We start from the raw sequence: 24843 nt of genomic DNA on the forward strand, positions 1-24843 counted from the left end.
CACCGCATGGACGAGATATTCGGCATCCCCGCGCCGCTGCTGTTCGGACAGTTGCTGCTCGGACTCATCAACGGCGCCTTCTACGCGATGCTCTCGCTCGGCCTCGCGGTGATCTTCGGGCTGCTCAACATCATCAACTTCACGCATGGCGCCCAGTTCATGATGGGCGCCTTCGCGGCGTGGATGCTGCTGGAATGGGCAGGGCTCGGCTACTGGTGGGCCCTGCTGCTCGCGCCGATCATCGTCGGCGCCACCGGCGTCATCACCGAACGATTGATGATCCGTCGATTGTACAAGCTCGACCACCTCTACGGGCTGTTGCTGACCTTCGGCATCGGCCTGATCATCGAGGGCATCTTCCGCAACGAGTTCGGCTCCTCCGGCCTGCCCTACCGCATCCCGCCGCAGCTCCAGGGGTCCTGGGACCTCGGCTTCATGTTCCTGCCGATCTACCGCGGCTGGGTGGTGATCTTCGCGCTCTTCGCCTGCCTCGCGACCTGGCTGGTGATCGAGAAGACGCGCCTCGGCGCCTATCTCCGTGCCGCGACGGAGAACGCGACCCTGGTGCAGGCCTTCGGCGTCAACGTACCGCGCATGATCACGCTGACCTACGGGGCGGGGGTGGGGCTCGCCGCGCTCGCGGGCGTGCTGGCGGCGCCGATCTACTCGGTGAACCCGCAGATGGGCAGCAACCTCATCATCGTGGTCTTCGCCGTCGTCGTCATCGGCGGCATGGGCTCGATCCTCGGCTCGGTGTTGACGGGCTTCGGCCTCGGCATCGTCGAGGGACTGACCAAGGTCTTCTGGCCCGAGGCCTCGGCCACCGTCATCTTCGTCATCATGGCGATCGTGCTGCTCGCGCGTCCCGCCGGCCTGTTCGGGAGGGGCTGACCCATGGCGTCCGAAACCACCGCCGACGCCATCGTTCCTGCCGCGCGGGATGGCCGTGGCATCTGGGGCTTCACGCGGCCGCAGCTCGTCGCACTGCTGGTGCTCGCGGCGATGCTCGTCGCCGGGCCGTACTTCCTCTACCCGGTCTTCCTGATGAAGCTGCTCTGCTTCGCGTTGTTCGCCTGCGCGTTCAACCTGCTGATCGGCTATGTCGGCCTGCTCTCCTTCGGGCACGCCGCGTATTTCGGCATGGGCGGCTACATCGCGGGCCACGTCGCCAAGGTCTGGGGCTTCACCCCCGAGGTCGCGGTGCTGGCGGGCGCCGTGGTCGCCGGCCTCCAGGGCTGGGTCTTCGGCTGGATCGCGATCCGCCGGGCCGGCATCTACTTCGCGATGATCACCCTCGCGCTCGCGCAGATGATCTACTTCTTCTGCGTGCAGGCGCCCTTCACCGGCGGCGAGGACGGCATCCAGGCGATCCCGCGCGGCAGTTTCCTCGGCAGCATGGGCCTGTCCTCCGACTGGAGCATGTACTGGTTCGTCGCCGGCATCTTCATGATCGGCTTCCTGCTGATTCACCGCATCATCCATTCGCCCTACGGCCAGGTGCTCAAGGCGATCCGCGAGAACGAGCCGCGCGCGATTTCCCTCGGCTACCGAACGGAAGACTACAAGCTGGTGGCCTTCATCCTTTCGGCGACGCTCGCGGGCGTGGCGGGCGGGACCAAGGCGCTGGTCTTCGGCATCGCGACGCTCACCGACGTGCACTGGGCGATGTCGGGCGAGGTGGTGCTGATGACGCTGGTGGGCGGCCTCGGCACGGTTTTCGGCCCCGTCGTCGGCGCGGCGGTGATCGTGACGATGCAGAACTACCTGGCCGAGATGGGCGCCTGGGTCACGGTGATCCAGGGCGGCATCTTCGTCGCCTGCGTGCTGGCTTTCCGCCGCGGCATCGTGGGCGAGATCGCCAACCTCCTGCGGGTGCGGCTCTGACGCAGCGGCGGGGGAGGGAGTCCTCCCCCGCCTTCACGCCCGCCGGGCGTATCAGTCCGCGAAGGACCCGGCCTCGACGATGATGGGCCGCCAGCGCGCGATCTCCTCCCCGTGGTAGCGGCGATGGAAGGCGAGGCTGGCGCGCTCCGGCGTCGCCGGGTCGGTCACCAGTTCGGCGAAGCGGGCGCGCAGGCGTTCATCCCGCATCGCGAGCAGCAGCGCGGCGTTGAGGCGCTGCTGCACCGCCTCCGGCGTGCCGGCGGGCGCGTAGAGGCCATGCCAAGTGCTCATGCTGATCGTGGGCGCGCCGGCCTCGGCGGTGGTGGGGATGTCCGGCAGGCCTGGCAGGCGCGCCGGGCTGGTCACGCCATAGGCGCGCACGCGGTTCTCGCGGATGAAGGGCGCGGTGTTGGTCGCCTGGTCGCACAGCAGGTCGAGCCGTCCGGCCATGAGTTCGGTGATGGCCGGCGCCGTGCCGCGGAAGCCGACGATGGTCGCGCGGTTCCCCGCCGCCTGTTGCAGCAGCAGCCCGCACAGGTTGGCCGCCGAGCCGAGCCCCGCCGTGCCGAGGTTCAGCGCATCCCCGCGCCGGCGCAGTTCGGCGACCAGCCCGGCGAGGTTCTCCGCCGGGAAGCCTGGCTTCGCGATGATCGTCATCGCCGCGTCCGAAACCAGGCCGAGCGGCGCGAAGTCGTTCAGCGTGTCGAAGGACAGGCGGCGGAACAGCGTGGCGCCGGCGGCCATGCCGACATTGGTCATCAGCAGCATGTAGCCGTCGGGCCGCGACTGCGCGACGCGCTGGGCGCCGACATGCGCGGGGCCGATATTCTCGACCACGACAGGCTGCGGCAGGTGCTTCCCCATGGCCTCGGCGACCAGGCGGGTGATCACGTCCGTCGGCCCGCCGGCGGCGGCGCCGGCGACGATGGTGATGGGGCGTGTGGGAAATTCCTGCGCCTGCGCGGCGCCGGCAAGCCCGAAGGCGAGCGTCGTGGCGGCAAGCAGGGTCCGGCGGGTTGGGAGCATGTGGTTTCCTCCGATCGCGGCCGCGTCGGGCGGGCCGCATTTTTCGTTGCGGACATCCTTGCGGCTTTCGGCTGCGGCGTCACCCCGTCCTTGCCCGGCGGTTGGGCAGCGGCTGCGGGCGATATGGGCGGGGGCGTGACGAGCGTGCGGTGCAGCACGCATCCGGGGGCTTGCGGAATCCGCACAGGCGCGCGCTTCTTCGTCGCATGAGCATGTTCGCCCCTGTCAGCGGGAACGGCCACCGATGACCCCGGCCCTCGAGGTCGTCGGCCTCACGCTCGACTTCCGCCAGGACGGGCGCGCGCTGCGCGTGCTCGATGGCGTGTCCTTCCGCGTCGATGCCGGGCGCACGCTCGCCATCGTCGGGGAATCGGGCTGCGGCAAGTCGGTCGCCTCCCTCGCGGTGATGGGGCTGCTGCCGGAGAACGCGACCGTGGGCGGCGCCATCCGCCTGGCTGGGCGCGAACTGACGTCGCTGTCGCGCGAGGAGCGGCGGATGCTGCGCGGCGCCGAGATGGCGATGATCTTCCAGGAGCCGATGACCAGCCTGAACCCTGCCTTCACCGCGGGCGAGCAGGTGGCCGAGGCGCTGCGGCTGCACCAGGGCCTCGACCGGGCGGCGGCCTTCGCGGAGGCCATCCGGATGCTCGACCGCGTGCGCATCCCCGATGCGGCGCGGCGCGCGCGGCAGTATCCGCACCAGCTCTCGGGCGGGATGCGCCAGCGGGTGATGATCGCGATGGCGCTCGCCTGCCGACCGAAGCTGCTGATCGCGGACGAGCCGACCACGGCGCTCGACGTGACCGTGCAGGCGCAGATCCTCGCGCTGCTCGACGAGATGAAGCGGGAGACCGGCACCGCGGTCATCCTCGTGACACACGACCTCGGCGTCGTCGCCGACCATGCCGACGAGGTGGCGGTGATGTACGCCGGCCGCATCGCGGAACAGGCGGCTGCCGCGACGCTCTTCGCGCGGCCCGAGCATCCCTATACCGCCGGCCTGCTCGGCGCGGCGCCGGGGGAGGGGGAGCGCGGCGAGCGCCTGGCCAGCATCGAGGGCACCGTGCCGGATCTGCGCGCCCCGCCGCGCGGCTGCCGCTTCGCCCCGCGCTGCCCCTTCGTGATCTCGGGCTGCATCGCCGAGCCGCCGCCGCTCGCCGAGGTCGCGCCGGGCCATCTCTCCGCCTGCTGGCGCGCGCCGCTCGACACCGTGCTGGGGCAGGCGGCATGAGCGCGCTGCTCGAACTCGACGGCGTGGTGAAGCGCTTCCCGGTGCGCGATGCGCTCGGGCGCCGTGCCGGGGCGGTGCATGCGGTGGATGGCGTGTCGCTGTCCGTCGCGCAGGGGGAGACGCTGGCGATCGTCGGTGAATCCGGCTGCGGCAAGTCCACGCTCGGCCGGCTGATGATGAACCTGATCACCCCGGATGCGGGCAGCGTCCGCTTCGCGGGGGAGGACCTGGTGAGGCTCTCGCCGGCCGCGATGCGCGCCCGCCGGCGGGACATGCAACTGATCTTCCAGGACCCCTTCGCCAGCCTCGACCCGCGCATGACGGTCGAGCAGGCGGTGGCCGAGCCGCTGCGCCTGCATCGCATCGTGCCGCGCGGCGAGGAACGCGCGCGCGTCGCGGACCTTCTCTCCCGCGTCGGGCTGCGGCCGGAACTGGCGCGGCGCTGGCCGCATGAGTTCTCGGGCGGGCAGCGCCAGCGCATCGCGATCGCGCGTGCGCTCGCCAGCCAGCCGAGGCTGATCGTCGGCGACGAGCCCGTTTCCGCACTCGACGTCAGCGTTCAGGCGCAGGTGGTGAACCTGCTGTCGGACCTGATCCGCGACCTCGGCCTGACCTTCGTGCTCATCAGCCACGATCTCGGCGTGGTGCGCCACGTCGCGGACCGGGTGGCGGTGATGTATCTCGGCCGCATCGTGGAGCAGGGGCCGGCGGAGGAGGTGCTGACCGCACCGAAGCACCCCTACACGCGCGCACTGCTCGCCGCCGTGCCGGGCCATGGCGTGAAGGCGCCGCCGATCGAAGGCGACGTGCCGTCCCCGATCGCACCGCCGCCGGGCTGCCGCTTCCACACCCGCTGCCCCTTCGCCGAGGCGCAGTGCCGCATCATCCAGCCCGAACTGACCGGCGCGCCGCACGCGGTCGCCTGCCTCCTCGACGGCCGCCTGCCGCCTGTCCGGCCGCGCCCCGAGCGCCTGGCCGGTGGCGAGCGCCTCAGGCGCCTGCAATCCTTCTTCCGGGCCCCGGCCCCACCAACGGGAGCGCAACCATGAAGACGAGCATCAAGGTCATCCTCGCCGCCGCGGCGGCCATCATCCCGGCGGTCGCGACCATCGCGCCCGCGCAGGCGCAGAACCTGCGCATCGGCCTGCGCGAGGACCCGGACATCCTCGACCCGACCCTGTCGCGCACCTATGTCGGGCGCATCGTGTACATGGCGCTCTGCGACAAGCTGTTCGACATCAACGAACGGCTGGAGGTGGTGCCCCAGCTTGCCACCGGCTTCCGCTGGGAGAGCCCGACGCAGTTGCTGATCACGCTGCGCGAGGGCGTGCGCTTCCACGACGGGGAGGCGATGGACGCCGAGGCCGTCCGCTACTCGCTGAACCGCCACCTGACGATGCAGGGTTCCTTCCGCCGCAGCGAGATCGCCGACATGCAGTCGGTCGAGGTGGTGGACCCGCGCACGGTGCGCATCACGCTGAAGGGACCGTCCGCCTCCTTCCTCTCGGCGCTGACCGACCGTGCCGGCATGATCGTCAGCCCAAAGGCCGCCGAGGCCGCGGGCCGCAACTTCGGCACGCGCCCGGTCTGCGCCGGCCCCTTCCGCTTCGTCGAGCGCGTGGCGCAGGAACGCATCGTCGTCGAGCGCTTCCGCGAATACTGGGACGCCGCGAACATCCACTTCGACCGCGTCACCTACCTGCCCATCCCGGACAACACGGTGCGCCTCGCGAACTTGCAATCCGGCGCGGTCGAGTTCGTCGAGCGCATGGAACCCGACGACATGAAGACCATCCAGCGCGCGCGCAACCTGCGCGCGGTCGCGGTGGACGAACTCGGCTACCAGGGCATCACCATCAACATCGGCAACGGGGAGAGGGCGAACAATCCGCTCGGCCGCGATGCGCGCGTGCGCCAGGCCTTCGAGCTCGCCATCGACCGCGCGGCCATCAACCAGGTGGTCTATGAGGGCATGTACACGCCGACGCGGCAGCCCTTCCCGCCGGCCAATCCCTTCCATGTCCGGGACTTCCCGCCGACCGAGCGCAATGTCGATCGCGCCCGCGCCCTGCTGCGCGAGGCCGGCGTGACCACACCCGTGCAGGTCGAGATGACCGTCCCCAACAACCCCGACCTGCGCCAGGTGGGGGAGGTGATCCAGTCCATGGTCGCCGAAGCCGGCTTCGCCCTGACGCTGCGCGCGATGGAGTTCGCCTCCTCGCTCCAGGCGGCGACGCGCGGCGAGTTCCAGACCTACCTGGTCGGCTGGTCCGGCCGCACCGATCCGGACGGCAACATCTACACCTTCACCCGCACCGGCGGCGGGCAGAATGACGGCCGCTACTCGAACCCCGAGGTGGATCGCCTGCTCGATGCGGCGCGGACGGAACTCGATATCGAGAAGCGCCGCGACCTCTATGCCCAGGCGCTGCGCATCGCCTTCGGCCAGGATGTCGGCCGCATCTACCTGTGGCACCGCAAGAACGTGATGGCGCATACCGCGCGGCTGACGGGCTACCGGCCGATCTCGGACGGGATGATCCGGCTGCAGGGCATGCGGCTCCAGTAACGTGGGCATCTGGTTGCTGCGCAGGGTGGGGCAGGTGATCCCCACCCTCCTGATCCTCTCGATCCTGATCTTCGGGCTGCAGCAGCTCATGCCCGGTGACCCGGCCGTGATCCTGGCTGGCGAGGAACGCGGCGACCCGGCCGTGCTCGCTCAGATCCGCGCGGAACTTGGCCTCGATCGCCCGGTCCATGAGCAGTACGTGATCTGGATGTCGAAGGTGCTGACCGGCGACTTCGGCTTCTCCTGGCGCATCCGCGTGCCGGTCAGCGAGTTGATCCTCGCGAAGCTGCCGGTGACCTTCCAGCTTGCGTCGATGGCCTTTGTCATCGCCATCCTCATCGGCGTGCCGCTCGGCATCCTCTCCGCCGTACGGAAGGACACGCCGGCGGACTGGGCTGCGAACGGCGTCGCGCTGTTCGGCATCTCGACGCCGAATTTCTGGCTCGGGATCATGATGATCCTGCTGTTCAGCGTGGAACTCGGCTGGCTGCCGCCCTCCGGCTACGTGCCGCTTTTCGAGGACCCGGCGCAGTCGCTCGCCACCACCATCATGCCGGCCTTCGTGCTCGGCACCGGAGTGGCCTCGGTACTGATGCGCCACACGCGGGCGGCGATGCTGACGGCGCTGTCGCAGGACTACGTCCGCACTGCGCGGGCGAAGGGGCTGCGCGAGCGCGTCGTGGTGTGGAAGCACGCGCTGCGCAACGCGCTGATCCCCGTGGTCACGCTCGGCGCCATCGAGTTCGGCCGCCTGCTCGCCGGCGCCGTGCTGACCGAGCAGATCTTCACCATCCCCGGTTTCGGCAAGTTGATCGTCGATGCCGTGTTCAACCGCGACTACCCGGTGGTGCAGGGGGTGGTGCTGGCGACGGCGCTGATCTTCGTGGTCCTCTCGCTGATCGCGGATCTTCTCTACATGGCCATAAACCCGCGGCTGAGGAACGCCTGATGGCGTTCCTCAGCCGCTTGCTTTTTTTCTGCCTCACGCGCCGGCGCCGGCATCCGCCGGCTTGGCTTGCGCGCCGTGCACTGGACCGCCCAGCGCGACGGGCGGTCTGGGCGCGGTCGCGCTTTGCGCTCCCGGCCCGAGGCGAAGCCTCGGGCCGCAGGGTGCGGCCGACCGGCCAAGGCCGCGCAGTCGCACGGGTTCACGCGCCATGAGCACCACCGCCGCAATCGCCGCGCCCGAAAGCCCCACGCGCCGCGCCATCAGGCGCTTCCTGCGCCACCGCCTGGCCGTCTTCGGGCTGGTCATCGTCGTCGCCTTCGTGCTGGTGGCGATCCTCGCGCCGGTGATCGCGCCCTATGACCCGTTGCAGACCTCATGGGCGCGCATCCGCAAGCCGCCCTCCGAACTGCACTGGTTCGGCACGGACGAGAACGGGCGCGACGTGCTCTCCCGCGTCATCTGGGGGGCGAGGGCCTCGCTGATGGCGGGCGTCGTCTCGGTGCTGGGGGCGCTCTGCATCGGCGTGCCGCTGGGGCTGCTGGCCGGGCTCGCGGGCGGGTGGACGGATGCCGTCATCTCCCGCGTCGCGGATGCGATGCTCTCGGTGCCCTTCCTGATCCTGGCCATCGCGCTCGCCGCCTTCCTCGGGCCGGCGCTCGAGAATGCGATGCTCGCCATCGCCATCACCGCCTCGCCGGTCTTCGTGCGCCTGTCGCGCGGCATGGCGCTCGACGCGAAATCCACCGACTGGATCGAGGCGGCGCGCGCCCTGGGCAACCCCGCCTGGCGCACCGCCTTCGTCCATGTGTTGCCCAACATCGTCCCGCCGCTGCTGGTGCAGGCCTCCCTCGCCATCGCCGAGGCGATCATCGCGGAAGCCGCCTTGTCCTTCCTTGGCCTCGGCCAGCAGCCGCCGAATCCTTCCTGGGGGTCGATGCTCAATTCCTCCCAGCGCTTCCTGACGCAGGCCCCCTGGTTGTCGATCTTCCCCGGCCTGACCATCATGGTTGTCGTGCTGGCATTCAACCTGATGGGCGACGGGCTGCGCGACGCGCTGGACCCGCGCGCGGACAAGACATGATCGAACTGCGTTCGGCGCCCGGCGAATTGCCGCGGGGGCGCCGCATCTACGCCATCGGCGACATCCACGGAACTTTCGGCCGGCTGCGCGACCTGCACGGGCAGATCGCTGCCGACCTGAAGCGGCGGCCGGTTTCCTCGGCGCTGCTGATCCATCTCGGCGACTACGTGGACAAGGGCGCGGACAGCCGCGGCGTGGTGGACTACCTCGTAGATCAGGACCCGGTGCCTGGCCTGCCGGCCATGTTCCTCTGCGGCAACCATGAGGAGACGATGCTCGCCGCGCTCTCCGGCGACGGGGCGGCGGCGGCGGACTGGCTCTGGGGCGGCGGGCGGGCGACGCTCGAATCCTGGGGCATCGATCCCGAGGCCCCGCGCGAGGCCTGGCCCGACCACTTCACCGCCGCGCAGATGCGCTTCCTGCGGCGCCTCGGCCTCTGGCACCAGGAGGGATCCTACCTCTTCGTCCATGCCGGCATCCGGCCGGGCATCCCGTTGGAAGACCAGTCGCGCGAGGACCTGCTGCGCATCCGCCACGACTTCCTCGGCAGCGAGCGCGACCACGGCATGGTCGTGGTCCACGGCCATACGGCGGGCTTCCAGCCGGTGGTGCGGGACAACCGCATCTGCGTGGACACTGCCGCCTGGTCCGGCGGCCCCCTGACCTGCGCTGTCTTCGAGGGCGACCGCCTCGGTTTCCTGCAGGCCTGATCAGCCGCGCCGCACCGGGCCAGCCACGATGGTCGCGTCGGTATCCGTGCCCGGCAGTTGCAGGAAGGACAGGTCCATCCAATACGGCCCGTCCGGCGCCGATGGGTCGAACTGCACCTGCACCGTCGTCATCTGCCGCATCTGCGGGACAGGGTCGAAGGGCAGGGGCTCGCCTTCGAACAGGCGCTGGACGCCGCTGCGCGGGTCCTGCCAGCGCGCCTGCACCATCCAGCGCGGGCCCTGGGGCGTCTGCTCCCGCCGCAGCCCGGCGAGCGGGACGGCGAAGCCCATGGCGCTGCCGACCGCCGCGGGCGGCATCCCGGGCATGGCGGCAACTCCACGGCGGCCGAAGACGCGCCGCGTCGCCACGCCGACAAGGGTGAACACCACGCCCATCCCGCCCAGCAGCGTGCCGACGAACCAGCTCTCCATGAAGCCGGTCATCGCCGCGTGCTCCGGTCGCGCCGGGTCGTAGCGCACGCGGATCGCCTCTCCCACCGTGCAGCAGGGCGGGTTGGAGGCCACCGAGCCCTCCACCCTGATCTGCTTCCCGCTCGGCAGGGCGAAGGTGAAGACTGGCCGGTAGGTCCGCGAGGTGCGGCCGTCCCGGTCGCGGCTGGTGCTCGCGAGCATCTCGACGACGCGACCGTCCGTCTCCACCGCGATGCCGCGGAACTTCATCTCGGACCAGATCGCGAAGCCCGAGCCGGCCAGCAGCCCGAGCCCCACCACCAGCAGGATCCAGGGCACGATGCGCCCCACCCGGCCACCGGAGCGGACCGTGGTCGTGCTGTAGGTGATCTGCATCAGGCCCCCGACTCGTGCTGTCGCCGCATCATTTTGCCTGAGACTTCTTGTGCGCGGCGAGCGCCATCAGCCGCCGGTCGCGCCAGGCGGAACGGTCGCCGATCGCCTCCCGCGGCAGCCTGGTTCGCCGTGCCGCATCCACCTGCGCCACCGTCGCCGCGTCGTAGAGGAACGGCGTCTGCTCCTCGGTGATGCCGCCCATCAGCGGGCCGAAGCGCGCCGCGTAGTCCGCGACACCGGCGGGCGCATTGAGGTCGATGGTCTCGAAGGGCCCCATGAAGGACCAGCGCAGGCCGAGGCCTTCCTTCACGCAGGCGTCCACATCCTCGACCGACATCACGCCGTCGCGCACCAGGCGGAAGGCCTCGGCGACCAGCGCCGCCTGCAGGCGGTTCAGCACGAAGCCGCGCGTTTCCTTCATCGCTGTCACCGGCACCTGGCCGACCCGGCTCATCAGGTCCCGCGTGCGCGCCACCACGGTGGCATCGGTCCAGGGGGCGCCCACCAGCTCGACCAGCGGCACCAGGTAGGGCGGGTTCACCGGATGCGCGACCAGGCAGCGCGCCCGGCCCGCCAGCCCCTCGGTGAAGGCGCTCGCCGGGATGCCGGAAGTCGAGGAGGCCAGCACCGCATCCGGCCCGCACAGCGCATCGAGCCGGGCGAAGGTCTCGCGCTTCACCTCGACCCGTTCCGGCCCGTTCTCCTGCACATGCGACGCGCCGGCGAGGCATTCCTCCAGCGTCGCCGCGACCGAGACGCGCTCGGCCACCGTCGCCGGCGCTTCCGCGATCAGCCCGGCGGCGGAGAGGTCCGCGAGTCGTGCGTGGATCGTCGCGAGCGTCGCCGTCGCGGCCCCCGGCGCGGGATCCCAGATCGCGACGGAGTGCCCGGCACGCGCGAAGACAATGGCCCAGGCACCCCCGATCAGCCCCGCCCCGACCACCGCGATGCGTTCCATGCCGCTTTCCTCCGAGCGCGCCGCCTTGATCGGCCGGTCGCTACGGGCGATCTAAGTCCGCGTGAGCGATCCCCGCAACGCACCCCTCCCGGCACGGACGCCAGCCCTTCCGCTGCTGGTCACGCGCGGCCTCGGCTTCTTCCTGCTGGCCGGGACGATGTGGATCGCCGGCATGCTGGCGCTGATCCGCTCGGCCATGGCGGTGTTCGGCTCGTGAAGGCCTTCTGGCGCGGCTGGCTTCCGCCGCTGATGGCGCTGCCGCTCCTGCCGGCGACGCTGTTCAACCTCTTCGCCGGGCGCGACCTCGCGCTGCTCGGCTGCGTCATCGGCATGGTGCTGCCGCTGCTCGCATCCTGGCTGCTGCGCCGGGGGCGGGAAGGGGATGCCGGCCGTGCTGCGCTCGCCATGGGCGGCGCAGCGGTCGCGGTCGCTGCCCTCGGCGCCGAGGCCGGGCCGGTTGCCGCGCTGCTGCTCGGCGCCGGCGCCTGGGGTGGGGCGCGCCTGCTCTATACGGGCATGGAGGAAGGCACGCCGGTCGCCCCGCCGCCGCCGCCCGAGGCCCTGCGCGAGGCGCGCGCGCGGCTGGCCGCGATCATCCGCCGCCTGCCTTCCCTGCCGGAGCCACGCCTCATGCCGGTTGCCTCGGCCATCGGCGGGGTGCTGGACGACCTGGAGCGCCGCCCCGAGCGCCTCGCCCAGGCGCGGGACGCGCTGGCGCTGCACCTCGACGCGCTGGAACGCATCGTCGCCCGGTTGGAAGCGGGCGCGGCGCCGCCGCCCGGACTTGCCGCCCTGCTGACCGACCTCGAAACCGGTGCCCGCGGCCTTCGCGACCGCCTGCGGGAAGAGGAGAGCGCCGCGCTCGAAGTCCAGGTGAAGGTGCTGGGCGAGCGGCTGAGGCGGGAAGGCCTGGGCTGAGGGCAAGCGCCCGCCGGCGTATTGCGAAACATCAATCGCGTCACGGCGCGGGATGCTAATGATTGCGCTGCCGAAAATACGGCGCATTCGGAGGATCCCGCCATGCTTCGCCGCTCTGCCCTGCTCACCGCGCTGGCCGTAGCCGCCTGCGCACCGGCGCAACCGCCGCCCACGCTGGGGACACCCGCCGGCCAGGGTGCGGTCACCACCGACCAGATCGTCACCGCGCGGCAGGACGCAGCGGCCTTCTTTGCCAGGCCGCAGGCCGGGCAGCCCGCGGCCGCGGCGCGCGCCATCGCCGACATCGAGTATCTTGCCGGTGCGGTGCCGACGGATCCGCGCTGGCAGACCGCAGGCGCCGGCGCCGTCACGCAACTCGCCCAGGCGCGCAGCGAGGCGCGCCGCGCCCTGGGCATCCCGGCGAATGCCCCCGCCCAGCAGGTGATCGACGGGCTGCAGGGGGCGGCGGCGGCGCTTGACGCCAACGACCGCGCGGCCGTGGCGCGCGCCCTGCCGCGCGGCGTCTTCACCGCGGGGCCGGATCAGACCGTCCGGCGCCTGTCGCAGCCGCCACGCGTGCCGAGCGCGAGCGGGGCGCTCTTTGCGCTGGCTGCCGGATCGAGCGGCGGCAGCGGGCGCTGACCCATCCGCCTGCGTGGTGGCGTCGCTGCGCGGTGCCACCACCGTCGGTGGCTTGACGAGCCCCGCATGACGGGCGACCTCCGTTGGCAAGACCAACGGAGGAAGCACGTCCATGTTGCATCGTCGCGCCCTGCTGACTGCGGCGGCGGCCCTTGCCGCGCCCTCGATCGCCGCTGCCCAGGGTGCCTGGCCCAACGGGCCCATCCGCATCATCGTCCCCTTCCCGCCGGGCGGGTCCACGGACGCCATGGCGCGCCTGCTCCAGCCGCGCCTGCAGGCGGAGTTCGGCGTGCCCATCGTGGTCGAGAACCGCGGTGGAGCCTCGGGTTCGCTCGGCACGGCACAGGCCGCGCGCGCGGCCCCGGACGGCAACACCTGGCTCATCGTCTTCGACACCCATGCCGTGAACCCCGCGCTGATTCCGAACATCGGCTTCGACACGCAGAAGGACCTGACCTCGCTGCTGCTCTTCGGCACCGCGCCGATGGTGCTGACGGCGCATCGCGCGCGGCCCTACCGCAGCCTGACGCAGGTGATCGAGGCGGCGAAGGCGAGGCCCGAGACTATCACCTATGGCAGCATCGGCAATGGCAGCCTTGCGCACCTGACGATGGAACTGGCGCAGCGCGCGGGCGGCTTCCGCCTGGTGCACGTGCCCTATCGCGGCGGCGGGCCGCTCGCCGTCGCGGCGGCGGCGGGGGAGGTGGACCTGCCCGTCGCGACGCGCCCGGCCATCGGCGTGCATGTCGATTCCGGCACGCTGGTCCCGCTGGCGCAGACGGGGGCGACGCGCTCGCCATCCATGCCCGACATCCCGACGCTCGCCGAGGCTGGCATTCCGGGCATCGATGCGCGCGCCTTCTGGGGCTTCCTCGGTCCCGCCAACCTGCCGCCCGCGATCAAGCAGCGGATGGAGGCCGCGGTCCGCAAGGCGCTGGCGATCCCGGAGGTGCGCGACCGCGTCATCGGCCTCGGCATCGACCTCGACCCGAAGGGCGAGGACGTCTTCGCCCCCTACCTCGCACGGCAGATGGAGGTCTGGGCCCGTGTGGTGCGCGAGAACAACATCCGCCCGGACTGAGCGGCGCCACACTCCCGCCGGAGTGCGGCGGCAGGCTGGCGCGATGAAGCGCCTCCTGCCGCTGTTGGTCCTGCCGCTCGCCGGCTGTGTCGTCGTCCAGCCCACGCCCCTGGCTATTCCGGCTACGCCCGTCTGCGAGGATCCGGGCGCCGGCGCGGCCTATGGCGCGGCGATCGGGGCGGGGATCGGGGCGCTGGCGGGCTCGGCCAATGCGGATGCCGGGCGCGGCGCGCTGATCGGGGCAGGGGTGGGGGCGCTCGCGGGGGCTGCCATCGGGACGCAGCCCTGCGAGAAGTGAAGCAGGCCGGGGGCGCTGCCCCTGGACCCCGCCAGGAAACTCAGTTTCCTGGACCTTCGGGAACCGAATGCCGGGGAGGGGCATGCGCAGGGTGCTGACGACTCTGGCCGTCCTGGCGGTGGCACCGCTGATCGTGGTCGGGCTGCTCTGGGCAGGGCAGGAACGGATGATCTTCATCCCGGACAGGCGCGCCTTCGCCACGCCACCGGGGTGGGTACGCGGGACGCTGCGCACGGAGGACGGGCTGGACCTCGCCTTCCTGGCGGTTCCGCCGGCACCGGGCGCGCCCGTGCTGCTGCATTTCCACGGCAACGGCGGCAATGTGGAACACAGAACGACTCTCGGCGCGTACCTGAACCGCGGGGGCTATGGCGTTGTTCTTGCGGAATACCGCGGTTATGGCGGCAACCCCGGTAGGCCGGGGGAGGAAGCCTTCGCCCGCGACGCCGCGGCCTACCTCGCCTGGACGCGGGCGCGCTTCCCGGACAGCGCCCTGGTGCTGTGGGGGGAGAGCCTCGGCAGCGGCGTGGTGGCGCGGCTCGCGGAGAACCGCGACGGCATCGCGGCGCTGGTGCTGGAGAGTCCCTTCACCTCGGTCGCCGACCTGGCGCGCGGGATCTACCCATTCCTGCCAACCGACATGCTGCTGCGGCATCGCTTCGAAACCCTGTCACGACTGCCCGCGATCCGCGCCCCGGTGCTGGTGGTGGGCAGCGAGCGCGACGGCGTGACCCCGGCGGGCCATGCGCGACGGGTGGCCGAAGCCGCGCGCGATGCGCGGCTGGAGATGCTCCCCGGCACCGCGCATCCCGCTGTGCTGAACGATGAGGACGGACGAGGCGCGCAGGCGGTCCTCGCATTCCTCGCGCGGCGGGTCGGCCGCTGAATCCTCGGTCGGCGCGCAACCCTCAGCGCAGCGGCCGCGGCTTTTGCGGCAGGGGCCCGCCAGCGTCCCCGCCGAGCCCCGCCTTGCCCGGGGGCGCCGCCGTGCCGCCGCCGAATCCCTGCTTCGAGGGGCCGGCCTGACCCGGATCGCCGGACATGCCGGGCTTGCCGGCCGGCGCCTCCTCCCCGCCACCCATCAACCCGCCGAGCAGCGCCGCAAGCCCGCCGCCGGACCCACCTCCGCCGGACCCAGCGCCGCCGGCCAGTGCGCCTAGCAGCGTCCCCAGGCCACCGCCAGCCGCGCCCCCGCCACCTTGGCCGCCAGCCATGGCGCCCATGATCTGCGCCAGCGCGCCACCCATGCCGCTGGAACCGAACTCGGCGTCCGATTGCGGCACGTGGCCCTGCGGCGTCAGGGCATTGACCAGTTGCGGCAGGACCGCCGCGAGGAGACCGGCGACGCCGCCGCCCTCACCGGGACCGGCGGCGGCAGCGGGATCGGCGCCGATGCGCTGCGCCACTGCGTTCAGTTCGCCCTGCTCGAACACCCTGGCGAGGCGGTCCGGTGCGACGGGCTTGTTGGCGCCGGAGCCAACCCAACTGTCCACTTCATCGCCGAGGCCGCCCTGCCGAAGCCGCTCGACCAGCGTGCCGAGGCCCTCCGCCCCGCCGCGCCCGCCAGCGAGCATGCCGAGCAGGCCCTCGAGGGCCTCGCCCCCGCCGCCCTTGCCGTAAGACATGGCCGTCCTCCCGTTGCATTCCGGAGCCGTTGCGATCCTATACGCGGGCGTCCTTCGGGCGGAACATTTCCTCGGCACCGCCCTCCCTTGACCGCGCCCGCCCCCCTTGGTCCGATGCGCGGGGACGTCACCACCCAACGGAGGAAACGCCATGCGCGCCTGGGCCGTCATCGAAACGGGCAAGCCGCTTCAGGAAATCGAACTGCCGACGCCCGAGCCCACCGGCAAGCAGGTGCTGATCGAGATCACCCACGCCGGCGTCTGCCATTCCGACCTGCACATCTGGGAAGGCGAGTACGACCTCGGCTCCCGCGGCAAGATGCGCCTGACCGATCGCGGCGTGGTCCTGCCGCTGGCCATGGGCCACGAGATCGTCGGCAAGGTGCTGAAGTGGGGGCCGGAGGCAAACAATGCCGGCCTCAAGGTCGGCGACCACATGATCGTCTTCCCCTGGGTCGGCTGCGGCAAGTGCGACAAGTGCCTGGCCGACGAGGACAACATGTGCCTCTCGCCGCGCAGCCTCGGCGTCTATCAGCATGGCGGCTACGCCACGCATGTGCTGGCGCCGGAACCGCGGCACCTGGTGCCGGTCGGCAGCCTCGATCCGTCGCTGGCGGCGACCTACGCCTGCTCGGGCATCACGGTGTTCAGCGCCATCAACAAGGTCATGCCGATGCCGGCGGATGAGCCGATCGTGCTGGTCGGCGCCGGCGGCCTCGGGCTGAATGCGGTCGCCGTGCTGAAGGCCAAGGGGCACCGCCGCATCGTCGTGGTGGATGTCAGCCAGGCGAAGCTCGACGCGGCGAAGCAGGAAGGTGCTACCGACACGGTGCTCGCCGACGGCCCCGATACTGCCAAGCGCATCATCGAGGCCGCCGGCGGCCCGGTCGGCGCGATCGTGGACCTGGTGAACGGCACCGACACGGCGCGCTTCTCCTTCGATGCGCTGCGCAAGGGCGGCAAGCTGGTGCAGGTCGGCCTCTTCGGCGGGGAGATGAACATTCCGCTGCCGCTGATGCCGATCCGCGCGCTGACGATCCAGGGTTCCTACGTCGGCAACGTTAAGGAGCTGCGGGAACTGGTCGGCATCGCCCAGTCCGGCAAGATGCCGGCGATCCCGATCACCAACATGCCGCTGAACCAGGCCGACGCCGCGCTGAACCGGCTGAAGGAAGGCAAGGTCGTCGGCCGCATCGTGCTGACGGCGAGCGCGGCCTGACCCTGCCGCCTGACGGCGAGCGCGGCCTGACCCTGCCGCGCCCCGCGCCGCATGGCGGGGGACCGGACGCGCCATCGTGAGGAAGGCGCCGCGTGGCCCGGCTGCGCGGCGCCCTTCTTTTGCGCGGCCTGTCGCATCACGGCGTCATGCCGCCGAGCATTGCCGATGATCTCATCATCGGCGAGGCGAACGGCATGGCGCGGGGCTGGTGGGGCGGCCGCCTGCGGATACGCCGGCCCTGATGCCGGGCGCATCAGCCCCGCGCGTAGGGGCCGCCGGTCACGGGGTCCTTCGCCGGGTCCGGCGTCGTGGCGATCGAATGCAGCGCGCGCGGCCGTTCCTCCGGCGCGCCGTGCAACTGGTCCGGCGGCGCTGCGCCCTTCGGGTAGGCGCCCACCACCAACAGGTCCTCGCTCGCGCCCATGTTGCGGTGGCCGGTGCCGGCCGGCAGCACCACGACATCGCCGGCCGCGAGCTCCACCGCCACCCCGGCCTCGCCGCCCAGCAGCACGCGGACCTGGCCTGAGACGATGGCCAGCGCCTCATGCGCGTTGGAATGATAATGGTGCCAGGGGTGGATGCCGTTCCGCCAGGCCGGGCGCCAGCCATGGCCGCGGAACAGGGTCTCGGCCGCTGCGGCGTCACCAGCCGGCACGGCCCCGCGATGCACCAGCACGGGCAGGCGCGAATTGTTCGGGACGTCGCGCCCCTCCGGGAGAAGGAGCATCTCCGCACCGTCCTTCCGGTGTTCGTGCATGTCGTCCCTATCCTTGCCGCGTGGAAACCTCTTCCCCATGATGCCGGGAAGGACGGAAGGGCTCCACCATGACAGACATCACGCCGCTGCGGGACTTCATCCGCGCCATGACGCGACTGGCGGATGAAGGCGCGACGGAATCGCGCTGGCTGACGGAGGGCGCGGCGCTGCTGCGGCAACTCATCGCCAACGACACCTGGCTGCCGGAGGAATGCGCGCAGCCCGGCCCGCGCTACCGCCAGTACCTGCTGCATTGCGACCCGATGGAACGCTTCTGCGTCGTATCCTTCGTCTGGGGGCCAGGGCAGAAGACGCCGGTGCACAACCACACCGTCTGGGGCTTGGTCGGGATGCTGCGCGGGGAGGAGATCTCGACCGAGGTGAAGCCCGGCGTGCCCATGGCCTTCGGCCAGGTGGACCACCTGCGGCCGGGCGAGGTGGTGGCGGTCAGCCCCAACCTCACGGACATCCATGTCGTGGAGAACGCGCTGCCCGACCGCGCCAGCATCAGCATCCACGTCTATGGCGGCAACATCGGCGCCATCGCCCGCAGCGTCTTCGACCCCGTGACGGGGGCGCAGAAGCGCTTCGTCTCCGGCTACGACAACGCGGCAGTGCCGAACCTCTGGGACCGCAGCAAGGAGATGCGCGCGGCCTGATCCACGCCGCCCGCAAAAGGAAAGGGGCCGCCCCGTCGCCGGAGCGGCCCCTTTTCGTTCGAGCGTGCCCGCCTCAGCGGCGCGTGGAGCGCGCCGGGCCAGCCTGGGCCACTTCCTCCAGCCCGAGGCTTGCCGCCTGCGCCGAATTCACGCGCAGCGGGCCGGTGCCGGCGAACAATGTACCGCCCGTCGCGTCGGGACGGTTGTAGATGAAGCCCTGCACGGCATAGGTGCGGCCGTAGTTGTCGCTGCTGTGGCCGACCTGCACGCGCACCTGCGTCCAGTCGTTTTGCGGGGAGGCATCAACCACCGACACGCCGCGCATGATGCTTCCGCGGCGAATGCCGGGGCCACCCCAATTGGCGTGATGGATCAGCACCTCGCGGGAGGAGACGACGCGCTCGACCACCGCGACGTGCCCGGCGCGCATGCCGCCCGAACCCGGGAAGGCCATGATCGAACCGACTTCCGGGCGGTTGCCGCGGGCATAGAGGCCGGCGGCGTTGTACCACCACTGGCCGCCATTGCCGCTGATGGCCATGCCGGTCGCCTGGCGCGCATAGGGCACGCAGGAGATGCCGCCGCCACCACCGCCGGCATAGGCGCCCGCGCCGCCGCCGCGACGGCCGTTGCGTGCCACAGTTCCGGAATTGCCCACCGAGGCGGTCCGCAGCGTGGCGTTCTGGCCGCGCTGGTTGGACCCGCGGGCGGTCGCATTCGCCGTGCGCGTGGTGGTGCCGCGGGCTCCGGCAGCGGCCGGTGCCGCAGATGCCCGCGCCGCGGGCTTGCCCTGTCGTCCATCGGGTGTCCTGGCAGCGGCGTCCTGCGCCGCAAGGCCGAAGCCACCGAACAGGATCGCGAACGCGATCGCCGCCCTCTTTGTCTTCATGAGCCCCCTGTGCCCCCAGTGATTCCCCTCGGGCCTTGTGCGCCCGATCACACAACCGGGGGTAACAAGGCCGCGCGGAGGCTGACAACCCGCCGCGGCTGTTACCCGGTGTAATCCGGAGTGATTTCCACGAATGCCCTTTGGAACGTCGCGGAGAAAAGGAAAACAGTCCGCGAAATACGGCGGGAATTGGGCGAGGCAACAGTGTGGTGGCCGGAACGCAACAGCGCCCGGCCTTGAGGGCCGGGCGCTGCCTGCTTGATTCGCGGAATTATTTCCTGCGATGCGACTCCGCCGCGCGGGGCCGCATCAGCGGCAGGCGGTGATCATGATCTCCACCAGGTGGCGCGGGTCGGCCATGTTGGCCTCCACGCAGGCGCGCGCCGGGGCCATGCCGGCCGGCAGCCAGGCGGTCCAGAGCTCGTTCATCGCGCCGCGGTCGCGGATGTCCTTCAGCCAGATCTGGGCGGAGAGAAGACGCGTCGTGTCGGTGCCGTTCGCCTCGAGCGCGGCGTCGATCTTCGCCAGCACCTCGGCCGTCTGGCCCTTGATATCCTTCGAGAGGTCGTCGGCGGTCATCCCCGCGAGGTAGACGAAGTTGTGGTATTCGACAGAGGACGAAAGGATCTGGTTCGTGCCCTGGCGGGTGATCTTGCTCATTCCGGCCGCTCCTTCGCGATGCTGCGCCTGTCGCGCTGCCCGCTTCTAGAACAGCTTCCCATCATCGGGAATGACCCCCCGGACGCTGTCAGCCCTTGCCGCTGGAAAGCGCGGCGCAATCGGGGCAGCGGCCGCGCGCCCCGCCGTCGTCGGCCGCGGTCCGTGCCTTGCCTGCGGCGCTGTGTTTCGAGGCATCTCCGGGCGCGCACGTATCGGCAGGCTAAGGGCCGGTGGACCTCGCCGCCGCGCCGCGCATCGCGCAGGCGACCAGCAGCAGCGGGAGGGCGGCGGCGGGGCGTCATGCGCGCATCCTGCCGCGTCGACGGCCCGCCGCCACGAAGCGCTTCACGCCACGCGGTAGGTGCTTCCCGAAGCTGCGGCGCCGATCATCGCCTCGTAGACCGCGACGCCGTGGATCGCGTCCTGGAGCGGCAGCGGATACGCCGGCCCGCCCGCCGCCGCCGCGGCGAAGGCCGTGAGTTCCGCACGCTCGATGTCGGTGACGGGAAAGACCTTCTCCTCGGGCGTGCCGTCGCGCCGGCAGGTGACGAGCGATTCATGCCCGTGCAGCACCGCCCAGGCATCGGTCCCGAACAGCCCGACACGCCAGTAGCGCGGCGCATAGGCGAGCGTCGCGAAGTTCGCCGTCGCCCCGCTTTCGAAGCGGAACAGCCCCGCCGTGGTGTCGTCCAGCCCGTTGTCGAGCACGCGCGCATGGGACTGCACCGTCACCTCCGCGATGCGGCCGGCGAGGTTGATGAACATGTCCACCATGTGGATGCCCATGCCCCCCATGCCGCCGAGCGGGCTTTCCGCACGGTTCGCGCGCCACATGCCCGGCTTGTAGGCGAGCGCGCCCGGCCCGCTGAACTGCCCTTCGACATGCAACAGCGTGCCGAGGCGGCCATCGGCGAGCATCGCCTTCATCTCCGCGACCGCGGGCAGGAAGCGACGGTTGTGGCCGAGCGCCAGGACCACGCCGGCGTTGCGGCAGGCATCCACCGCCGCCTCGGCCGAGACCTTGGTCATGGTGAAGGGCTTCTCGACGAAGACGTGCTTGCCGGCGCGTGCGGCGGCGATCACCTGTTCGGCGTGCATTCCGTGCGGAGAGGCGATGGCGACCGCCTGCACCTCGCGGTCGGCCAGCACGGCCTCGAAGGAGGGCAGGATGCGCACGCCCTGCCGCGCCGCCCAGTCCGCGGCGCGCTCCGGCCGCCCGGTGCAGCCGGCGACGAAGCGGATGCCCGCGCCATCCTTGCCCTGGACGCTGTCCACCAGCGTCTGGCCCCACTTGCCCATGCCCACGATGGCGGCCTTCAGCATCCGCAACTCCCCTTCGAATTGGATCGACGGCGCACTTCCTACCGCGCGGAGCGCGGGGCGACGAGGCCGCTACCGACCGGCCTGCTCGCCCTCGAGCGCGGCCGCCATGCGTGGCAGCCGCGCCAGGCCCCAGGCGACCGCGACCAGGGAAAGCGCCACGGCGAGCAGAACCGGCCAGCGCAGGCCGAAGAGTTCCCCCGCGCCGCCGAGGATCAGCGCCCCAAGCGCCGGGCAGGCCCGCGTGATCAATCCCCAGAGGCTCAGCACCCGCCCGCGCATCGACGGGTCGGAGGAATTCTGCGCCAGCGTCTGCACGCTGATGCCATGCACCGATCCCGCCGCCCCCATGAAGGCCGCGCAGAGCACGCCGAAGGCGAACCACCCGGTCGCGGCGAATCCCGCCGTCGCCAGCGCCAGCGCGGCGACGCCGAGCACCGCGAGCCGCGTCGTCCCCGCCATCCGCCCGCGCGCCGCCACCGCCAGGCCCGAGACCAGCGCGCCGACGCCAAAGGCCGCGGTCAGCACCGCCAGCGCCTCCGCCCCCAGGCCGAAGGCCCGATCGACGAAGGGGGGCAGGATCTCCTGCACGCCGCGCAGCAGCACCGCGGCCACCGCCGCGAAGGCCAGGATGGGGCCGAGCCCCGGATGGCGCGCCGCGTAGCGGATGCCGTCCAGCGTCTCCCTGAACAGGCTCGTGTTCGCCGAATGGCCGCGCCGCGCGGCGGCCTCCACGCGCAGCATCGGCGTGGTGGTGGTGGCGACCAGGTAGGCGAGGGCATTGGCGGCGATCGCCGGCCATACGCCGGCCACGGCGATCAGAGGCCCGGCCAGCGCCGGCCCGATGAAGCGCGCCACGTTGAAGGTGAGGGAATTCAGCGCCACCGCCGCCGGCAGGTCCGCAGGCGGCACCAGCCCAGGCATGAGCGACTGCCGCGCCGGCTGCGCGAAGGAGGCGGCGATGCCGCCCACCACCTCGAGCGCCAGCAGGAGATGGATGCCCATCAGGTCCGCGGCCACGAGCGCCGCGATCAGTGCCGCGTTCAGCCCGATCGCCGCCTGGCTCAGCATGGTCAGGCGCAGCCGGTCCGCGCGGTCGGCGACCGCCCCGGCGATGGGGCTCGCGATGACCGCCGGCGCCAGGTCGCAGAAGGCGACGAGCCCGACCCAGAAGGCGCTGCCGGTGAGTTCCCAGGCGAGCCAGGACACCGCGATGCGGTGCATCCACAGGCCCGTCCAGGCGGCCAGCGAGGCGCCGAAGAAGATGCGGGCGTTGCGGTGCGAGAGCGCCCGCGTCAGCGTTCCGAGTGAGGCCATCGCGCGGCGCGCCGCGCCTTCAGTTCCTCCGCCCGCGCGGCGCCGGGGCCGGGGTCCGGTCCGTCGGCTGCGGGCCGGCGGTATTGGCGCGGATGCAGTCGCGGATCAGTTCCTCGCGCAGGACGCGGCGGTTGAAGGCGTCGGACTGCACGCGGAGCGACGGGATGGTGTTGGTCTGGTCGGTCTGGCCGAGGTCGCGGTCGAGCCGGGCTTCCTGGCCGCGCTCGCGGTAGATCACGGCGCGCTCGGCCTCGGCCTCGCAGGCATTGCGCAGCGCGGCGTCGTCGCCGGCCGCGGCTGTCGCCGAGCGCATCGAGCGCGGTGCCTCGGCCGTCGAGCAGCCCGCGAGTACCAGGGATGCGAGAAGCGGCAGCACGGGCGCCAGGCGGATCATGCGGATACTCCGGAAGGAATCGGGCGTGACAATAGCCGCCGAAGTCCCGTTTCGTCGAACCGCGCCGCCGCGTCCAGCGGCATGGAGGCCGCCGCGCGCAGCAACGCCGGGTGCAGGTCGATCCCGTCCGGCGTCAGGCTGTAGAGCCCGGCGAGCCAGCGCGCCCGCGTCATCACCTCGACCAGCGCCAGCAAGCGCAGGCAAAGCGAGAGGCCGGACAGGGTGCCGAGGTCGTGCCGCGCATCCACCGCCTCCGCCCAGCAGGCGGCGTCGGTGTCGGCGAGCACCAATTCCTGCGGCGTCCCGTCGGCGCGCAGGAAGAGCAGCCGGCGCGGCGCGCCCCAGCGTTCAGCCGCCGCGGCGGCGCGCGCATGGTCCCAGGCCGCTTCCAGGTCGCGCGGGGCGACCGGGGGCAGGGCCTCGGGCGGCAGGGGAACGGCATAGGCGAGCACCCCGTCAGGGGCGCGCGCGACCCGGATCGGCGCTGGCATGGACGGGGATGTGGCACCGCGGGCGGGCCGGCGCCAGGGTGGCTTGACCGCTCGCCTCGCCCGCGCCGTCATGGCGCCATGACCGAGACCGCAGACCTGACCGTTTCCGCCGCCCTCGCCGCCATGCGCGCCGGGCGCCTCTCGCCGGCCACCCTGATGGAGGCCTGCCTCGACCGCATCGCGGCGCGCGAGCCGGAGGTCCGTGCCTTCGCCTGGCTCGACGCCCCGCTGGCGCGGCGCGCCGCGGCGGCGGCCGGGCAGGGGGCGCTCGCGGGCGTCCCGATCGGCGTGAAGGACGTGATCGACACGGCCGACATGCCGTCGCAATACGGATCCCCGGCCTGGTCGGGGCACCGGCCGCGCTCGGATGCCGCCTGCGTCGCCGCGGCGCGGGCGGCCGGGGCCGTCGTGATCGGCAAGACCGTGACGACCGAATTCGCCACCCGCCACCCCGGGCCGACGGCCAATCCCGCGAACACGGCGCATACGCCGGGCGGGTCCTCCTCCGGTTCTGCGGCGGGCGTCGCGGCGGGGTTCTTCCCGATCGCCTTCGGCACCCAGACGGCGGGCAGCATCGTCCGCCCGGCGGCCTATTGCGGCGTGGTGGGCTTCAAGCCGTCCTACGGCACGCTGCACCGCGCCGGCATGAAGGTGATGAGCGAGAGCCTCGACACCATCGGCGTCATGGCCCGCAGCGTCGCCGATTGTGCGCTGGCCATGCACGCCATGTCCGGCCTCGACTACGGCGCACCGGAGCGGCAGGCGCCCCGTGCGCCGCGCCTCGCCCTGGTGATGGCGCCCGCCGCCGTGGAACCGGCGCCCGAGACCCTCGCGCTGATGGAGCGCACCGCGGAGGCCTGCCGCCGCGCCGGCGCGACCGTCACCCCGGTCACGCTGCCCGAGGCCTTCGACGCCGCCTATGCCGCGCATCCCTATGTGATGAACATGGAAAGCGCCGAGGCGATCGGCTGGGAACTCGCCCATGCGCGCGCCCAGCTCTCGGCCGTGCTGCAGGACCGGATGGACTGGGCGCGGGCGCAGCCGCGCGCGAAGCTGGTGGAGGGCCGCGCCGCCTTCGCCGCCGCCCGCGCCGCCTTCCCCGCGGCGATCGAAGGCTTCGACGCCGTGCTGACGCCCGCCGCGCCGGGGGAGGCGCCGAAGGGCCTCGACTGGACCGGCGACCCGGCCTTCAACGCGCTTTGGACCCTGCTGCACGGCCCCTGCATCACGGTTCCGGCCGGCACCGGGCCGAAGGGATTGCCGCTCGGCGTGCAGATTGCCGGGCGCATCGGCGACGACGCGGCGGTGCTGGCCTGGGCGGAATGGGTGCGGGCGGCGATTGCTTGACCGACCCGAGC

General features: G+C 71.9%; 29 protein-coding genes. 18 read left to right on the forward strand and 11 right to left on the reverse strand.

Translation table 11 applies throughout. The features are described from left to right. Nucleotides 1-6 precede the first annotated feature (6 nt). Nucleotides 7-891 (forward strand): branched-chain amino acid ABC transporter permease, encoded by an 885-nt coding sequence (locus GXW76_RS11795; protein WP_211862218.1) that lies wholly within the window; start codon nucleotides 7-9, stop codon nucleotides 889-891. Nucleotides 892-894: 3 nt separating this feature from the next. Continuing rightward, complete coding sequence (locus tag GXW76_RS11800) at nucleotides 895-1884, forward strand: branched-chain amino acid ABC transporter permease (protein WP_211862219.1); 990 nt, start codon at nucleotides 895-897, stop codon at nucleotides 1882-1884. A gap of 51 nt (nucleotides 1885-1935) precedes the next feature. On the opposite strand, the gene GXW76_RS11805 is transcribed toward GXW76_RS11800, so the two are convergent. Continuing rightward, complete coding sequence (locus tag GXW76_RS11805; RefSeq protein ID WP_211862220.1) at nucleotides 1936-2910, reverse strand: tripartite tricarboxylate transporter substrate-binding protein; 975 nt, start codon at nucleotides 2908-2910, stop codon at nucleotides 1936-1938. A gap of 244 nt (nucleotides 2911-3154) precedes the next feature. On the opposite strand from GXW76_RS11805, the gene GXW76_RS11810 reads away from it, so the two are divergent. The 6 genes from GXW76_RS11810 (at nucleotide 3155) to GXW76_RS11835 (ending at nucleotide 9450) form a co-directional block, all read left to right on the forward strand. Beyond that, nucleotides 3155-4141: an ABC transporter ATP-binding protein gene (locus tag GXW76_RS11810; RefSeq protein WP_211862221.1), complete on the forward strand. Its 987-nt coding sequence runs from the start codon at nucleotides 3155-3157 to the stop codon at nucleotides 4139-4141. Beyond that, nucleotides 4138-5190 carry an ABC transporter ATP-binding protein gene (locus GXW76_RS11815; protein ID WP_211862222.1) on the forward strand — a complete coding sequence of 351 codons (1053 nt, stop codon included), beginning with the start codon at nucleotides 4138-4140 and terminating at the stop codon, nucleotides 5188-5190. Before GXW76_RS11810 ends, GXW76_RS11815 begins: the two co-directional genes overlap by 4 nt. Next, complete coding sequence (locus tag GXW76_RS11820) at nucleotides 5187-6710, forward strand: ABC transporter substrate-binding protein (RefSeq protein ID WP_211862223.1); 1524 nt, start codon at nucleotides 5187-5189, stop codon at nucleotides 6708-6710. The genes GXW76_RS11815 and GXW76_RS11820 overlap by 4 nt, the downstream gene beginning before the upstream one ends. 1 nt (nucleotide 6711) lies before the next feature. Then, nucleotides 6712-7659 (forward strand): ABC transporter permease, encoded by a 948-nt coding sequence (locus GXW76_RS11825; protein ID WP_211862224.1) that lies wholly within the window; start codon nucleotides 6712-6714, stop codon nucleotides 7657-7659. 208 nt (nucleotides 7660-7867) lie between these two features. Then, complete coding sequence (locus tag GXW76_RS11830; RefSeq protein WP_211862225.1) at nucleotides 7868-8740, forward strand: ABC transporter permease; 873 nt, start codon at nucleotides 7868-7870, stop codon at nucleotides 8738-8740. Further along, nucleotides 8737-9450, forward strand: coding sequence for a metallophosphoesterase (locus GXW76_RS11835; RefSeq protein WP_211862226.1), 714 nt, complete (start codon nucleotides 8737-8739; stop codon nucleotides 9448-9450). The genes GXW76_RS11830 and GXW76_RS11835 overlap by 4 nt, the downstream gene beginning before the upstream one ends. Here GXW76_RS11835 and GXW76_RS11840 read toward each other — a convergent pair whose 3' ends face one another. Then, entirely contained in the window at nucleotides 9451-10257 is an 807-nt protein-coding gene (locus tag GXW76_RS11840) for a DUF3592 domain-containing protein (RefSeq protein ID WP_211862227.1), read from the reverse strand. Between the two features lie 28 nt (nucleotides 10258-10285). Then, complete coding sequence (locus tag GXW76_RS11845) at nucleotides 10286-11215, reverse strand: 3-hydroxyacyl-CoA dehydrogenase (protein WP_211862228.1); 930 nt, start codon at nucleotides 11213-11215, stop codon at nucleotides 10286-10288. Between the two features lie 61 nt (nucleotides 11216-11276). Between GXW76_RS11845 and GXW76_RS11850 the strand changes: the two genes are divergently transcribed. From GXW76_RS11850 to GXW76_RS11875, 6 genes are all read left to right on the forward strand, one after another. After that, nucleotides 11277-11432 (forward strand): hypothetical protein, encoded by a 156-nt coding sequence (locus GXW76_RS11850; RefSeq protein WP_211862229.1) that lies wholly within the window; start codon nucleotides 11277-11279, stop codon nucleotides 11430-11432. Beyond that, nucleotides 11429-12133 carry a Clp protease/crotonase-like domain-containing protein gene (locus tag GXW76_RS11855; RefSeq protein ID WP_211862230.1) on the forward strand — a complete coding sequence of 235 codons (705 nt, stop codon included), beginning with the start codon at nucleotides 11429-11431 and terminating at the stop codon, nucleotides 12131-12133. The genes GXW76_RS11850 and GXW76_RS11855 overlap by 4 nt, the downstream gene beginning before the upstream one ends. A 102-nt stretch (nucleotides 12134-12235) precedes the next feature. Further along, a complete protein-coding gene (locus GXW76_RS11860; protein WP_211862231.1) occupies nucleotides 12236-12775 on the forward strand; it encodes a hypothetical protein in 540 nt (179 codons plus the stop codon). Between the two features lie 112 nt (nucleotides 12776-12887). Continuing rightward, nucleotides 12888-13856, forward strand: a complete 969-nt coding sequence (locus GXW76_RS11865) for a tripartite tricarboxylate transporter substrate binding protein (RefSeq protein WP_211862232.1) — start codon at nucleotides 12888-12890, stop codon at nucleotides 13854-13856. A gap of 43 nt (nucleotides 13857-13899) precedes the next feature. Then, the gene (locus tag GXW76_RS11870; protein WP_211862233.1) at nucleotides 13900-14154 is read left to right on the forward strand and encodes a YMGG-like glycine zipper-containing protein; all 255 of its coding nucleotides are present in this window, start codon (nucleotides 13900-13902) and stop codon (nucleotides 14152-14154) included. Between the two features lie 82 nt (nucleotides 14155-14236). Next, complete coding sequence (locus GXW76_RS11875) at nucleotides 14237-15040, forward strand: alpha/beta hydrolase (RefSeq protein WP_211862234.1); 804 nt, start codon at nucleotides 14237-14239, stop codon at nucleotides 15038-15040. Nucleotides 15041-15062: 22 nt separating this feature from the next. Here GXW76_RS11875 and GXW76_RS11880 read toward each other — a convergent pair whose 3' ends face one another. Beyond that, nucleotides 15063-15779, reverse strand: a complete 717-nt coding sequence (locus GXW76_RS11880; RefSeq protein WP_211862235.1) for a YidB family protein — start codon at nucleotides 15777-15779, stop codon at nucleotides 15063-15065. 151 nt (nucleotides 15780-15930) lie between these two features. Between GXW76_RS11880 and GXW76_RS11885 the strand changes: the two genes are divergently transcribed. Then, the gene (locus tag GXW76_RS11885) at nucleotides 15931-16998 is read left to right on the forward strand and encodes an alcohol dehydrogenase (protein ID WP_211862236.1); all 1068 of its coding nucleotides are present in this window, start codon (nucleotides 15931-15933) and stop codon (nucleotides 16996-16998) included. A 92-nt stretch (nucleotides 16999-17090) separates the two neighbouring features. Continuing rightward, nucleotides 17091-17240 carry a hypothetical protein gene (locus tag GXW76_RS11890; protein ID WP_211862237.1) on the forward strand — a complete coding sequence of 50 codons (150 nt, stop codon included), beginning with the start codon at nucleotides 17091-17093 and terminating at the stop codon, nucleotides 17238-17240. An 11-nt stretch (nucleotides 17241-17251) separates the two neighbouring features. Here the strand turns inward: GXW76_RS11890 and GXW76_RS11895 are convergent, their stop codons facing one another. Continuing rightward, nucleotides 17252-17755, reverse strand: a complete 504-nt coding sequence (locus tag GXW76_RS11895; RefSeq protein WP_211862238.1) for a cupin domain-containing protein — start codon at nucleotides 17753-17755, stop codon at nucleotides 17252-17254. Between the two features lie 68 nt (nucleotides 17756-17823). Here GXW76_RS11895 and GXW76_RS11900 point away from each other — a divergent pair, with 68 nt between their 5' ends. After that, nucleotides 17824-18414, forward strand: a complete 591-nt coding sequence (locus GXW76_RS11900) for a cysteine dioxygenase family protein (RefSeq protein ID WP_211862239.1) — start codon at nucleotides 17824-17826, stop codon at nucleotides 18412-18414. 73 nt (nucleotides 18415-18487) lie between these two features. On the opposite strand, the gene GXW76_RS11905 is transcribed toward GXW76_RS11900, so the two are convergent. The 6 genes from GXW76_RS11905 to GXW76_RS11930 form a co-directional block, all read right to left on the reverse strand. Then, complete coding sequence (locus GXW76_RS11905; RefSeq protein ID WP_211862240.1) at nucleotides 18488-19303, reverse strand: CHAP domain-containing protein; 816 nt, start codon at nucleotides 19301-19303, stop codon at nucleotides 18488-18490. 309 nt (nucleotides 19304-19612) lie between these two features. Next, the gene (locus GXW76_RS11910; protein WP_211862241.1) at nucleotides 19613-19963 is read right to left on the reverse strand and encodes a RidA family protein; all 351 of its coding nucleotides are present in this window, start codon (nucleotides 19961-19963) and stop codon (nucleotides 19613-19615) included. A 345-nt stretch (nucleotides 19964-20308) separates the two neighbouring features. Beyond that, the gene (locus GXW76_RS11915) at nucleotides 20309-21286 is read right to left on the reverse strand and encodes a Gfo/Idh/MocA family protein (RefSeq protein ID WP_211862242.1); all 978 of its coding nucleotides are present in this window, start codon (nucleotides 21284-21286) and stop codon (nucleotides 20309-20311) included. Between the two features lie 69 nt (nucleotides 21287-21355). Beyond that, entirely contained in the window at nucleotides 21356-22600 is a 1245-nt protein-coding gene (locus tag GXW76_RS11920) for an MFS transporter (RefSeq protein WP_211862243.1), read from the reverse strand. A 19-nt stretch (nucleotides 22601-22619) separates the two neighbouring features. Then, nucleotides 22620-22994, reverse strand: coding sequence for a hypothetical protein (locus tag GXW76_RS11925; protein ID WP_211862244.1), 375 nt, complete (start codon nucleotides 22992-22994; stop codon nucleotides 22620-22622). After that, a complete protein-coding gene (locus tag GXW76_RS11930; RefSeq protein WP_246514142.1) occupies nucleotides 22991-23485 on the reverse strand; it encodes a hypothetical protein in 495 nt (164 codons plus the stop codon). Before GXW76_RS11930 ends, GXW76_RS11925 begins: the two co-directional genes overlap by 4 nt. Before the next feature lie 78 nt (nucleotides 23486-23563). On the opposite strand from GXW76_RS11930, the gene GXW76_RS11935 reads away from it, so the two are divergent. Further along, nucleotides 23564-24832: an amidase gene (locus GXW76_RS11935; RefSeq protein WP_211862245.1), complete on the forward strand. Its 1269-nt coding sequence runs from the start codon at nucleotides 23564-23566 to the stop codon at nucleotides 24830-24832. The last annotated feature ends 11 nt before the right edge of the window (nucleotides 24833-24843 follow it).

It is taken from the genome of Neoroseomonas soli (assembly GCF_018129065.1).
Taxonomy (GTDB): domain Bacteria; phylum Pseudomonadota; class Alphaproteobacteria; order Acetobacterales; family Acetobacteraceae; genus Neoroseomonas; species Neoroseomonas soli.

Coding starts and splice junctions, on each gene's coding strand:
- GXW76_RS11925 (WP_211862244.1), bottom strand. CDS start 22,994: ATGATCCGCCTGGCGCCCGTGCTGCCGCTTCTCGCATCCCTGGTACTC.
- GXW76_RS11895 (WP_211862238.1), bottom strand. CDS start 17,755: ATGCACGAACACCGGAAGGACGGTGCGGAGATGCTCCTTCTCCCGGAG.
- GXW76_RS11920 (WP_211862243.1), bottom strand. CDS start 22,600: ATGGCCTCACTCGGAACGCTGACGCGGGCGCTCTCGCACCGCAACGCC.
- GXW76_RS11885 (WP_211862236.1), top strand. CDS start 15,931: ATGCGCGCCTGGGCCGTCATCGAAACGGGCAAGCCGCTTCAGGAAATC.
- GXW76_RS11800 (WP_211862219.1), top strand. CDS start 895: ATGGCGTCCGAAACCACCGCCGACGCCATCGTTCCTGCCGCGCGGGAT.
- GXW76_RS11930 (WP_246514142.1), bottom strand. CDS start 23,485: ATGCCAGCGCCGATCCGGGTCGCGCGCGCCCCTGACGGGGTGCTCGCC.
- GXW76_RS11795 (WP_211862218.1), top strand. CDS start 7: ATGGACGAGATATTCGGCATCCCCGCGCCGCTGCTGTTCGGACAGTTG.
- GXW76_RS11900 (WP_211862239.1), top strand. CDS start 17,824: ATGACAGACATCACGCCGCTGCGGGACTTCATCCGCGCCATGACGCGA.
- GXW76_RS11880 (WP_211862235.1), bottom strand. CDS start 15,779: ATGTCTTACGGCAAGGGCGGCGGGGGCGAGGCCCTCGAGGGCCTGCTC.
- GXW76_RS11860 (WP_211862231.1), top strand. CDS start 12,236: ATGCTTCGCCGCTCTGCCCTGCTCACCGCGCTGGCCGTAGCCGCCTGC.
- GXW76_RS11875 (WP_211862234.1), top strand. CDS start 14,237: ATGCGCAGGGTGCTGACGACTCTGGCCGTCCTGGCGGTGGCACCGCTG.
- GXW76_RS11910 (WP_211862241.1), bottom strand. CDS start 19,963: ATGAGCAAGATCACCCGCCAGGGCACGAACCAGATCCTTTCGTCCTCT.
- GXW76_RS11865 (WP_211862232.1), top strand. CDS start 12,888: ATGTTGCATCGTCGCGCCCTGCTGACTGCGGCGGCGGCCCTTGCCGCG.
- GXW76_RS11845 (WP_211862228.1), bottom strand. CDS start 11,215: ATGGAACGCATCGCGGTGGTCGGGGCGGGGCTGATCGGGGGTGCCTGG.
- GXW76_RS11915 (WP_211862242.1), bottom strand. CDS start 21,286: ATGCTGAAGGCCGCCATCGTGGGCATGGGCAAGTGGGGCCAGACGCTG.
- GXW76_RS11820 (WP_211862223.1), top strand. CDS start 5,187: ATGAAGACGAGCATCAAGGTCATCCTCGCCGCCGCGGCGGCCATCATC.
- GXW76_RS11870 (WP_211862233.1), top strand. CDS start 13,900: ATGAAGCGCCTCCTGCCGCTGTTGGTCCTGCCGCTCGCCGGCTGTGTC.
- GXW76_RS11840 (WP_211862227.1), bottom strand. CDS start 10,257: ATGCAGATCACCTACAGCACGACCACGGTCCGCTCCGGTGGCCGGGTG.
- GXW76_RS11810 (WP_211862221.1), top strand. CDS start 3,155: ATGACCCCGGCCCTCGAGGTCGTCGGCCTCACGCTCGACTTCCGCCAG.
- GXW76_RS11935 (WP_211862245.1), top strand. CDS start 23,564: ATGACCGAGACCGCAGACCTGACCGTTTCCGCCGCCCTCGCCGCCATG.
- GXW76_RS11835 (WP_211862226.1), top strand. CDS start 8,737: ATGATCGAACTGCGTTCGGCGCCCGGCGAATTGCCGCGGGGGCGCCGC.
- GXW76_RS11905 (WP_211862240.1), bottom strand. CDS start 19,303: ATGAAGACAAAGAGGGCGGCGATCGCGTTCGCGATCCTGTTCGGTGGC.
- GXW76_RS11815 (WP_211862222.1), top strand. CDS start 4,138: ATGAGCGCGCTGCTCGAACTCGACGGCGTGGTGAAGCGCTTCCCGGTG.
- GXW76_RS11830 (WP_211862225.1), top strand. CDS start 7,868: ATGAGCACCACCGCCGCAATCGCCGCGCCCGAAAGCCCCACGCGCCGC.
- GXW76_RS11805 (WP_211862220.1), bottom strand. CDS start 2,910: ATGCTCCCAACCCGCCGGACCCTGCTTGCCGCCACGACGCTCGCCTTC.